The sequence below is a fragment of the Micromonospora sp. WMMD737 genome, assembly GCF_049179055.1.
GTDB classification, from domain to species: domain Bacteria; phylum Actinomycetota; class Actinomycetes; order Mycobacteriales; family Micromonosporaceae; genus Micromonospora; species Micromonospora reichwaldensis.
In genome coordinates this window covers 5,000,713-5,012,347 of record NZ_JBMHMH010000001.1, presented here as the reverse complement: position 1 = coordinate 5,012,347, position 11,635 = coordinate 5,000,713, and the positions used below count along the sequence as shown (strand labels likewise).

The 11,635-nt window shown below is 72.2% G+C and carries 6 protein-coding genes and 1 CRISPR repeat array (1 of these 7 cut by a window edge); all 6 genes read left to right on the top strand.

What is annotated here, in order from left to right:
- Positions 1-10: 10 nt before the first annotated feature.
- The 6 genes from cas5c to cas2 are packed head-to-tail and all read left to right on the top strand — an operon-like array spanning position 11 to position 5,366.
- Positions 11-700, top strand: a complete 690-nt coding sequence (gene cas5c / locus ACN27A_RS22060) for a type I-C CRISPR-associated protein Cas5c (RefSeq protein ID WP_421458561.1) — start codon at positions 11-13, stop codon at positions 698-700.
- Complete coding sequence (gene cas8c / locus ACN27A_RS22055; RefSeq protein WP_421456503.1) at positions 700-2,544, top strand: type I-C CRISPR-associated protein Cas8c/Csd1; 1,845 nt, start codon at positions 700-702, stop codon at positions 2,542-2,544. Before cas5c ends, cas8c begins: the two co-directional genes overlap by 1 nt.
- The gene (cas7c, locus tag ACN27A_RS22050) at positions 2,541-3,404 is read left to right on the top strand and encodes a type I-C CRISPR-associated protein Cas7/Csd2 (protein ID WP_421456500.1); all 864 of its coding nucleotides are present in this window, start codon (positions 2,541-2,543) and stop codon (positions 3,402-3,404) included. Before cas8c ends, cas7c begins: the two co-directional genes overlap by 4 nt.
- Positions 3,401-4,051 carry a CRISPR-associated protein Cas4 gene (gene cas4 / locus ACN27A_RS22045; protein ID WP_421456498.1) on the top strand — a complete coding sequence of 217 codons (651 nt, stop codon included), beginning with the start codon at positions 3,401-3,403 and terminating at the stop codon, positions 4,049-4,051. Before cas7c ends, cas4 begins: the two co-directional genes overlap by 4 nt.
- Positions 4,044-5,072, top strand: coding sequence for a type I-C CRISPR-associated endonuclease Cas1c (gene cas1c, locus ACN27A_RS22040; RefSeq protein ID WP_421456495.1), 1,029 nt, complete (start codon positions 4,044-4,046; stop codon positions 5,070-5,072). Before cas4 ends, cas1c begins: the two co-directional genes overlap by 8 nt.
- 3 nt (positions 5,073-5,075) lie before the next feature.
- The gene (gene cas2 / locus ACN27A_RS22035) at positions 5,076-5,366 is read left to right on the top strand and encodes a CRISPR-associated endonuclease Cas2 (protein WP_421456493.1); all 291 of its coding nucleotides are present in this window, start codon (positions 5,076-5,078) and stop codon (positions 5,364-5,366) included.
- 125 nt (positions 5,367-5,491) lie between these two features.
- Positions 5,492-11,635: direct repeats of the CRISPR family, unit length 37 nt; unit sequence GCTGCGCCCGGCCACCGCGCCGGGCGAGGATCGCAAC; it runs 721 nt beyond the window's last position.

Genomic DNA, 11,635 nt, shown 5'->3' with positions numbered 1-11,635 from the left:
GACGACGGATGTGGTCAACGGGTTAACTCTGCGGCGGAGCGCGGAGGGTGATCTGCCGGTGGTTGTGCAGGTCAGTGGTGAGGCAGCGCTGTTCTCTCGCCCGGAGCTAAAAGTGGAGCGGGTCAGCTATCCCGTGATGACTCCGTCGGCTGCCGTGGGCGTACTTGAATCGATCTTCTGGAAGCCGGAGATGCGGTACCAGGTTGTCGCGATCGAGGTCCTCAAGCCGGTGAAGCAGTTCTCGCTCCGGCGCAACGAGACCTCCGATGTCGCGCCGCTGGCCGAGGCGATCAAGGGCACCCGTCGGGTGGACACCGCCGCTCATCGCGATCAACGCAACGCCGTCTGTTTGCGGGATGTGGCGTACAGGATCCACGCCCACATCGAGGTGTCCGCGCACGCGGACAAGCCGGTCGCGGCGTACCGGGATCAGCTTCGTCGTCGGGTCCGTAAGGGAGCCTGCTTTCAGCAGCCGTACCTCGGCACTCGCGAGTTCAGTGCGGAGTTCGGTTGGCCGGATGACACCCGACGTGCGGAGGTCAACGAGGAGATCGGCATCATGCTGCACTCCATCCACCGGGACGGAACGTCTGCCCAGCCGAGGATGGAGTGGTTCGCAGCTCGGGTCGTCGACGGTGTGCTCTATGTGCCCGAGCGTGGGATCGAGCTGGCGCTTCCGATGGAAGGCCAGGTGGCCTAGTGCTGCTGCAACGGCTGGTGGAGTACGCCGACACCGTCACGGGCGCCGACCCCGCCCGCGCCGTTCCGGCGTTCTACGCCCGCAAACCGGTGCGGTGGAGCCTGGAGATTGACGCGAACGGCGTACCCCGGGGAGACCTTGTCGACACCGCCGACAAGGACGACCCGCAGCACCGGTTCGGTACGGAGCGGCTGGTGCCAGCGGTAACCCGTACCGTTGGGATTTCGCCCGTGCTCGCTGTCGACAACGGTGAGTACGTCTTCGGCTGGTTGTCGGAGGGTGCCAAGCCGGAGCGGGTTGCGAAGCAGTACGCCGCCTTCCGCGCTCTGATCGTCGACTGGGCCGCTGCCGAACCGGATGGCCTGGGACCGGCCGTTGCTGCCTTCTACCGGGACGGGCACGCTGGCGCGTTTCAACCGCCGGCTGATTGGGGCAGGGGTGACCTGATTGGCTTCTGGGTCGATGGGGTCTACGCGGCGGATACCGGTTGGGCGCGTCGGTTCTGGGCCGGGGTGGCTGGTGACCGGAAGGGTTCGGGGCGTTCGGGCCTGTGTCTGGTCTGCGGGCAGGTGCAGCCGTTGCTCAAGACCGTGCCGCAGCAGATTCCTCGGCGGTGGCTGCCCGGCGCTACCCAAAGTGCGTCGCTGGTGAGCATGAATGAGGCGGCGCACGGCTACGAGTTGCAGAAGCAACTCGCCAACACCCCGATCTGCGCCGACTGTGGCCTGAAGTTTATGACCGCGCTGACCGGTCTGCTTTCCGATCCGCTGCATAGCACCGCCTTGTCTGGGCAGAATGCTCGGCTCGCCTGGTGGGTTCTGGGCGGTTCGACGTTCGACCCGTGGGCGACCGTGGAGCAGTTGGACCCGACCCAGATTCAGAGCCTGGTCGCGGGTCCTGCGGGTGGCAAGGCGGCGGCGGTCGATGACCTGTCTCGGTATTGCTCGGTGACGGTGGGCGGCAACGTCGCCCGGGTGGTCGTGCGGGACTGGGTCGAGCAGCCGGTTCGCCAGGTGAAGGACAACGTCCGGGCCTGGTTCGGCGACCACAGGATCGTCGACGCCTGGACCGGTGAGGTGGTGGAGGTCAAGGTCTCGCAGCTGGCCCGGGCGGCGGGACGGTTTGAGGCGGGACGCAACGGTGGCCCTGGGACCTGGACCAAGTTCGGGGCGTCCGGTGAGCACCGCCCGCCCGACCTGTTCCACCGGCTGCTTGGCGCCGCGCTGCTCAAGCGGCCGTTGCCGCCGAAATTGCTCAACCACGTGATCAACCGGATCCGCATCGACGGTCGGCTCGATGCTGCCCGAGCCGCACTGATCCGGCTTGCCCTGCGCCGCTACCCGAACCTGCCCGAGCTTGAACGAGAGAGGCTGACACCGACCTTGAGTGTGGAACACAAGCAACCGGCTTACGTGTCCGGTCGCATCTTCGCGGTGATGGACGACCTGCAACGGACAGTGTTCCGGGTCGCTGATCAGAAGCTGAACACCACCTTCGCCGAACGCTACTTCGGCCGGGCCATCGACAACCCGCAGGTTGTCATCGTTTCTGGCCGTCGCAATGTGCAGGCGTGGCTCAAACGGCTGCGCGGGCCCCTGCGCCGGCCGAACTGGTCCGAGGCGTACGAACGTCGACTCGATGACCTGTTCGTCCAGCTTGGCGTCGCGATTCCCCGCGGTGCGGTGCTGACCGACAAGGCCCAGTTCATTCTCGGCTACCACCAGCAGCGGGCCGAGATGCGGGCTGAACGACTCGCGGCGGCTGCGAACAAGAAGAAGACCGACCTTCCCCCCGAGCCCGACGACGTCAAGCCAACCACCAACGACGAAGGAGACGACGTATGACCGCCGCGCACCTCGACCCCACCCGTCGCCACGACGCCGTCCTGCTGTTCGACGTCAGCGACGGAAACCCCAACGGCGACCCGGACGCCGGCAACCAGCCGCGTACCGACGACGAAACCGGACAGGGCTTGATCACCGACGTGGCGATCAAGCGCAAGATCCGCGACACGGTGTCGCTGCTGCGCGGCGACGACCCGCGCTACGGCATCTTCGTGGAGGCCGGCTTCGCCCTGAACACCCGGATCGAGGCGGCGTTGAAGGCCAACCCGGGCAAGGCCGACGAGGCGCAACGGTGGATGTGCGAGCACTACTTCGACATCCGCATGTTCGGCGGCGTTCTCAGCACCGGCAAGGGCGGCGGCGCCGGCCAGGTCCGCGGCCCGCTCCAGCTCACCTTCGCGCGCAGCATCGATGCGATCCTGCCCACCGACCACACCATCACCCGGGTCACCCAGACCCGACAGGAGGACATCGACAAGGGGGAGCGCACGGAGATCGGCTCCAAGTGGACCGTCCCGTACGGCCTGTACCGGGCGCACGCGTTCTACTCCGCGCCGCGTGCCACGAAGACCGGCGTGACCAGCGACGACCTAGCCGCGCTATGGCAGGCCATCACGGTCATGTTCGACCACGACCGAGCCGCCACCCGGGGCGAGATGAAGCTGTGCGGGCTCTACGTGTTCAGCCACCCCGACGCGTTCGGGGTCGCCCCCTCGGCCGCCCTCACCCAACGCATCACGCTCAAGCGCAAAAACGACGACAAGGCAGCACGGGCACACACCGACTACACCCGCACCATCGACGAGTCAGGGCTACCGGACGGTATCGAGTTGACCAGGCTGGTTGACCTCTGGCCGTGACCGACGAGCACTCGACGGACAGCGGCACCGACTTGCGGGAGGTGCCGCTGTCCGCGCTGGAGCACTACGCCTACTGCCACCGGCAGACCGCGCTCATCCATGTCGAGGGTGTCTGGTCGGAAAGCGTCGAGACGGTACGCGGCGACCTCAGCCACACCACCGTCGATCTGCCCGGCATCCAACGTCGCCGGGGCCTGACCGTGATTCGGTCACTACCGGTGTGGAGCCACATCCACGGCCTGCGCGGCATCTGCGACATCGTCGAGTTCGAGAAGGGTGCGGCCACACCTGTCGAATACAAGGTCGGACGGTACAAAGCCGGCGGGCCCGCCGAGCTGCAACTCGGCGGGCAGGCACTCTGCCTCCTCGAAGCCGGCTTCGCCGTGCCAACCGGCTACATTTACTCGGTCGCCGAACGGCGCCGACACGGCATATCCATCGACGCCGACCTGCTCGACCGGGTCGTGGCCGCGACCGCGGCCCTACGCCAGATCCTGACCACCCCGACGTTGCCGACGGCACGCAACGACGCCCGCTGCCGGCGGTGCTCCCTGCGCGAGGACTGCCTGCCCGAGCTGACCGACGGCCGGCGGCAGGCCACCACCAATCTGTTGACCCCACGACCGTTGGGACAGTGGCGTGACTGAGCTGCTCAACACCCTCTACGTGCAAACCCCCGGCACCAGCCTGCACCTCGATGGAGACACCGTCCGGGTGTACCACTCCGACCAGCCCGGACGCCGGCTGCTGCCGCTAGTCCGGATCGACCACCTGGTCCTGTTCAGCGGTGTGACACCCAGCGACGACCTGCTGCTGCGATGCGCCGACGATGGCCGCTCGGTCAGCTGGCTCACCGGTAGCGGACGGTTCCGGGCCGGCCTGGTCGGCCCCACCCACGGCAATCCGCTGCTCCGCCAAGCCCAGCACCGGAGCGCCGACTCCCCAGGCCGACAACTGCCGATCGCGGTCGCCGTCGTCGCCGGCAAGATTCACAACGCGCGACAAGTGCTGCTACGCACCGCCAGAGACACCAGCGGACACCGACAGACCGCGCTGCGAGCGAGCGCCGAACTGCTAGCCGGACGGCTTGAACTTCTCGCCACCGCCGCCAGCACCAACGAAGTACTCGGCGTCGAGGGCATCGCCGCACGCGACTACTTCGCCGCCATGCCGTACCTGCTCAGCGAAAGCAAAGACTGGAAAGCCTCTGGACGGAACAAACGACCACCCACCGATCCGCTGAACTGCCTGCTCTCCTTCCTCTACGGCATGCTCCGCGTCGCCGTCCAAGGCGCACTCGAACAAGTCGGACTCGACCCGTACATCGGCTTCCTGCACGCCGTCCGGCCAGGCAAACCCGCCCTCGCCCTGGACATGATGGAAGAGTTCCGGCCACTACTGGCCGACCGGCTCGCGCTCACCATGCTCAACCGGCGCGAGCTGACCCCCACCGACTTCGAGGAACTACCGAACAAGGCATACCGGCTCACAGACAGCGGACGTAAGACCGTGCTGGCCGCCTGGCAGCTCAGCAGACAGCGAAACTGGCCTCACGCGCAGCTCGGCCGGGAGGTGCCCGCCGCGCTGCTGCCGCTGGTGCAGGCCCGGCTACTCGCCCGCCACCTCCGCGGAGACCTCGTTGCGTACCAGCCATGGACGGTGAACTAGACCGTGGACCTGCTCGTCACATACGACGTCGAGACCGTCACCCCACAGGGACAACGCCGACTGCGCAAGGTCGCCAAGATCTGCGAGGCGTACGGCCACCGCGTGCAAAAGTCGGTGTTCGAGATCGTCTGCCGCGAAACCGACAAGGTGCGCATGGTCGCCGCGCTCCGGGAGGCCATCGACCCAACCCAGGACAGCATCCGGATCTACCGGCTGCCGGCACGGGCGCTCGACGATGTCGAACACCTCGGCAAGCCACGGCTGATCGACCCACGAGGGCCGTTGGTGATCTAGGAACCCCAAGTGGACGCCGAATCCCCAGGGGTTCGGAGTCAAGAAATCTGGAACAAATGAACAAAACGGACCGCAGATGAAGCAAAAGCGCATCGTCAGATCGCTATCTTTGCTGCTCGCGAGCCGCTGCGCCCGGCCACCGCGCCGGGCGAGGATCGCAACACCCGCACCCCGGAGTCTTGGCCGGTCGCGGCCCGCTGCGCCCGGCCACCGCGCCGGGCGAGGATCGCAACGCGGTCACTGTAGAGAGGGCCATCGCCGACGCGCCGGGCTGCGCCCGGCCACCGCGCCGGGCGAGGATCGCAACTTGACCTCGGCCTCAGGCATCGTGTTCTTGCCCATCTCGCTGCGCCCGGCCACCGCGCCGGGCGAGGATCGCAACGCCGCTGGCTGATCGCCCACGAGGTCGGCCACTGGGCCGCTGCGCCCGGCCACCGCGCCGGGCGAGGATCGCAACATGACCCGGTGGCCGCTCGTGCCGGTGGACACCGGCTGCGCCCGGCCACCGCGCCGGGCGAGGATCGCAACTCCATCCGGGCGGTCGACGGCAGCAAGACCACCACCGGCTGCGCCCGGCCACCGCGCCGGGCGAGGATCGCAACCTCGCCGCGGCGGGAGTCCCCACGATGGCGACCCGGGGCTGCGCCCGGCCACCGCGCCGGGCGAGGATCGCAACCTCGCCGCACAGGGGCAGGTCGACTTCGCCGAGTGGCTGCGCCCGGCCACCGCGCCGGGCGAGGATCGCAACGTCGCTGCTGCCGGCGACGTTGTCGACCTCGGTGAGCAGGCTGCGCCCGGCCACCGCGCCGGGCGAGGATCGCAACCCGTCGGTGATGCGCTCGATGGCGGTGACGCCCTCGGGGGGCTGCGCCCGGCCACCGCGCCGGGCGAGGATCGCAACGGGTTGTGGCCGCGGCACTTGGCGCACGGCCCGGCGGTGGCTGCGCCCGGCCACCGCGCCGGGCGAGGATCGCAACCGGGCGCAGATGACGGGCGGCGCGAAGCGGGCCCGGGGCTGCGCCCGGCCACCGCGCCGGGCGAGGATCGCAACTCCCCGTCCGACGCGCGGGGCGTCGGCAGCAGCCGGCTGCGCCCGGCCACCGCGCCGGGCGAGGATCGCAACGTCTCGATGCCGGCCGCGGTGCCCGCGTAGCCCGGGCGCTGCGCCCGGCCACCGCGCCGGGCGAGGATCGCAACCCGATCGAGTCCAGCGACGGGCGGATGGCCGCGCCGGGCTGCGCCCGGCCACCGCGCCGGGCGAGGATCGCAACCGTCGCGTACCGCAACACGAACACCGGGCACGTTCACGCTGCGCCCGGCCACCGCGCCGGGCGAGGATCGCAACGCCGCGCTCGACCCGCACGTGGTGACGGAGCTACCCGAGCTGCGCCCGGCCACCGCGCCGGGCGAGGATCGCAACATGTGGTTGTGGCGCAACGTCATTCAGCCGGTGTGGCGGCTGCGCCCGGCCACCGCGCCGGGCGAGGATCGCAACTTCGACTGGCTGATCGGCAAGACCGTGCCGGCATCTCGCTGCGCCCGGCCACCGCGCCGGGCGAGGATCGCAACGGCTGGTTGGACATCACCGACGCCGGCAGCTCGATCGCTGCGCCCGGCCACCGCGCCGGGCGAGGATCGCAACCTGCCGGCCCGGCCGCTGCCGAGTCCACCGGCCCGGCCGCTGCGCCCGGCCACCGCGCCGGGCGAGGATCGCAACAGCGCGCCCGGATACGACGTCGTCCAGGCCCCGGGGGACGCTGCGCCCGGCCACCGCGCCGGGCGAGGATCGCAACTCGGCCGGCGCGGGGTCGGGCTGGCGGTGCGCCTGGGCGCTGCGCCCGGCCACCGCGCCGGGCGAGGATCGCAACTAGGGCAGGAGATGCCCTAGATCTAGGGCACGACGTGGCTGCGCCCGGCCACCGCGCCGGGCGAGGATCGCAACGGCCGTGAGCCCACCCTCTACATCCAGGCTCTCTCCGCGCTGCGCCCGGCCACCGCGCCGGGCGAGGATCGCAACCACGACGTCTCCATCCCGTCGCAGCAGTTCGGCCGGCGGGCTGCGCCCGGCCACCGCGCCGGGCGAGGATCGCAACCACCTGGACGAGGGGCCTCTCAACGCGGCGCTGGCGGTCGCTGCGCCCGGCCACCGCGCCGGGCGAGGATCGCAACCCCCGGGTCGACCGGGTCGGCCGGCGGCGTCGGGGCCGGCTGCGCCCGGCCACCGCGCCGGGCGAGGATCGCAACATGTAGCCGCCCTCGTGGACGCCACCCCAACGGTCCTGCTGCGCCCGGCCACCGCGCCGGGCGAGGATCGCAACATGGTCGCGTTGGCGTTGTGGGCGATGGTGACCTCGGGCTGCGCCCGGCCACCGCGCCGGGCGAGGATCGCAACCACCTGGACGAGGGGCCTCTCAACGCGGCGCTGGCGGTCGCTGCGCCCGGCCACCGCGCCGGGCGAGGATCGCAACCCCCGGGTCGACCGGGTCGGCCGGCGGCGTCGGGGCCGGCTGCGCCCGGCCACCGCGCCGGGCGAGGATCGCAACTCGCCGTACAGGCCCGACCAGCGGGCCACTGCCGACTGCTGCGCCCGGCCACCGCGCCGGGCGAGGATCGCAACACCGACGAGCAGCTCAAGGCGTTCATCGACGGCGCGACGCTGCGCCCGGCCACCGCGCCGGGCGAGGATCGCAACGGTGGGGTGACTGTCGCCATCACCGACCTGTCGGAGCTGCGCCCGGCCACCGCGCCGGGCGAGGATCGCAACCCCGCACCGTCACACCCCGCGCGCCTTGCGGAGTGCAGCTGCGCCCGGCCACCGCGCCGGGCGAGGATCGCAACCGCCCGGACTGGCGTGACGAGGTGGTCGACCGGGCGCGGGCTGCGCCCGGCCACCGCGCCGGGCGAGGATCGCAACGCCGACGACCTGGTGCTGCTCACCGACCGGCAGGTCTAGCTGCGCCCGGCCACCGCGCCGGGCGAGGATCGCAACCGCGAGCTGAAAGGCATGGGCGAGGCACCCCGGCCCGAGCTGCGCCCGGCCACCGCGCCGGGCGAGGATCGCAACCGCGGCCGGTGCGGGAGCTGCAGGCGATTGCCGACCGGCGCTGCGCCCGGCCACCGCGCCGGGCGAGGATCGCAACATCGCCGCCACGCACCGGCACAGCGGGCGGCCGCCCGGGCTGCGCCCGGCCACCGCGCCGGGCGAGGATCGCAACGCCCCCGTCTGGCTGTGCCTCAACGTGCAGGCGGTCAGCTGCGCCCGGCCACCGCGCCGGGCGAGGATCGCAACGATGCCTCCCCTTGGGCATGAAAAAAGCCGCTCACGGCTGCGCCCGGCCACCGCGCCGGGCGAGGATCGCAACGCGGAGTCGGCCGGGACGCTCGCGATCGGCCGGGAAGCGCTGCGCCCGGCCACCGCGCCGGGCGAGGATCGCAACGTCGAGGACACGCGGCAGCTCGTGCGCGGCCGCGAGCTGCGCCCGGCCACCGCGCCGGGCGAGGATCGCAACCTCGTCAGCGTGTCCGGGATGGACGCCGACCGCACGGGCTGCGCCCGGCCACCGCGCCGGGCGAGGATCGCAACGGGTGCGCCGCGCCTCATCGCGTTCGGCGGTGAGCCGGCTGCGCCCGGCCACCGCGCCGGGCGAGGATCGCAACGACGACGCCCACCTCTCGCATGCCGTGGGTGGCGCGGCTGCGCCCGGCCACCGCGCCGGGCGAGGATCGCAACCGGGGCCTCCTCGGGGCCCTGTGCGGCCTCGGGAGCGTGCTGCGCCCGGCCACCGCGCCGGGCGAGGATCGCAACGCCGCGTATCAGCCCGCCCTCCGGGCCGCCGTCAAGCAGCTGCGCCCGGCCACCGCGCCGGGCGAGGATCGCAACATCGGGGACCCGCACTCGCACCGCAGGATTCCCCGCAGGCTGCGCCCGGCCACCGCGCCGGGCGAGGATCGCAACGATCGGGTTGCCCCGGAGGTCGGCCGCGTCGGGCTGCGCCGCTGCGCCCGGCCACCGCGCCGGGCGAGGATCGCAACTCGCGCTGGTCCCGGAATCGGACACCCAAAGCCGGGCGCTGCGCCCGGCCACCGCGCCGGGCGAGGATCGCAACTCGCCGTGCTCCTGCCGCGACCGCAGATGCATGTAGGCTGCGCCCGGCCACCGCGCCGGGCGAGGATCGCAACTCTACGACGTCAGCAGGTTCGGCCGCGACGTCCTGGAAGCTGCGCCCGGCCACCGCGCCGGGCGAGGATCGCAACCTCCGTCGCGAGGCCGGGCAGCCCTCAGAGGAGCCGGCTGCGCCCGGCCACCGCGCCGGGCGAGGATCGCAACCGCCGAAGGACCCGACCACCTCGACCGCCCCTGACAGTGATGCGCCCGGCCACCGTGCCGGGCGAGGATCGCAACCGACCGCGTCCGCGGCCGGATCAACCACCGAACAGGAGCTGCGCCCGGCCACCGCGCCGGGCGAGGATCGCAACACCTGAAGAGCAGGTGGACTGTGCCCACAGCCCGGAGCTGCGCCCGGCCACCGCGCCGGGCGAGGATCGCAACTCGACCTCGGCGAGCGCCGTCTTGGCGTCGTCGAGGAGGCTGCGCCCGGCCACCGCGCCGGGCGAGGATCGCAACACCCCCGCATCTATAGGGACGGGAATTGATTGCACCGGCTGCGCCCGGCCACCGCGCCGGGCGAGGATCGCAACGTGCCGAACCGGGTGATGCAGATGCTGGCGCCGCACGCGCTGCGCCCGGCCACCGCGCCGGGCGAGGATCGCAACGCACCAGCCGTCGGTGTGCTTGCCGACGTGCTTGAGGTGCTGCGCCCGGCCACCGCGCCGGGCGAGGATCGCAACCGGCAGGCGATGGACGAGTACGCCCTCGCCGCCGCCGAGCTGCGCCCGGCCACCGCGCCGGGCGAGGATCGCAACCCGCGTAAGGGGAGAGCATGACGCAGTTTTGGCACGCTGCGCCCGGCCACCGCGCCGGGCGAGGATCGCAACACCGGAAGCTCACCCAGCCCGCGTCCGGGGGCAAGGTCGCTGCGCCCGGCCACCGCGCCGGGCGAGGATCGCAACCCCGCCCGTGCCGGTGCCGCCGGCCTGCCGCTCCAGCGCTGCGCCCGGCCACCGCGCCGGGCGAGGATCGCAACACGCCGGCCACGACCAGGCCGATGGCCCACTTCCAGGCTGCGCCCGGCCACCGCGCCGGGCGAGGATCGCAACTCGCGCAGGTGCTTGGGCATGGTCTTGCGGGCCATCGGGCTGCGCCCGGCCACCGCGCCGGGCGAGGATCGCAACTGGGCCTGGACCTTGTAGCCCCGGATCGCCTTGCCGGCTGCGCCCGGCCACCGCGCCGGGCGAGGATCGCAACGATCCGGACGCCGAGCACCTGACGACCGTCCGCGGGCTGCGCCCGGCCACCGCGCCGGGCGAGGATCGCAACCGCGCCGAGCTGAACGAGCGCTTCGTGGATCTCGCCGGCTGCGCCCGGCCACCGCGCCGGGCGAGGATCGCAACAGCGACATCGTGCAGTCGCTGAACCCTCCTGGCGACGTGCTGCGCCCGGCCACCGCGCCGGGCGAGGATCGCAACACGACCCGCTGCGTGCCCGACACGGCACCCGCGACGAGGCTGCGCCCGGCCACCGCGCCGGGCGAGGATCGCAACGTGTCGAACGTGTCCTCCAGGCCCGTCGTCGGCACGTCGCTGCGCCCGGCCACCGCGCCGGGCGAGGATCGCAACAGCTCGTCGACGGAGACGCCGGTCTTGCCGGCCTCCGGCTGCGCCCGGCCACCGCGCCGGGCGAGGATCGCAACGTCCTCGACGTCGTACGCGTCGGCCTCGACGTAGTCGCGCTGCGCCCGGCCACCGCGCCGGGCGAGGATCGCAACCTGCACCCGGGCCGGGGCGCTAATCGCCCGGCTGGCTGCGCCCGGCCACCGAGCCGGGCGAGGATCGCAACACCATCGCCGCCCGCGCGTCGCCTACCTCCCGCTCCAGCTGCGCCCGGCCACCGCGCCGGGCGAGGATCGCAACCTCTGATGGGGATGCGGGCCCCGGCCGGGCTGTGGGCTGCGCCCGGCCACCGCGCCGGGCGAGGATCGCAACGTCGCGCAGCACGACGGGACGCACGCGCCGGTCTCGCTGCGCCCGGCCACCGCGCCGGGCGAGGATCGCAACCTCGGCGGACCCGGTCTGCCGGACCACCACGTTCGTCGCTGCGCCCGGCCACCGCGCCGGGCGAGGATCGCAACCTCGTCGCCCTGCTGTGGATC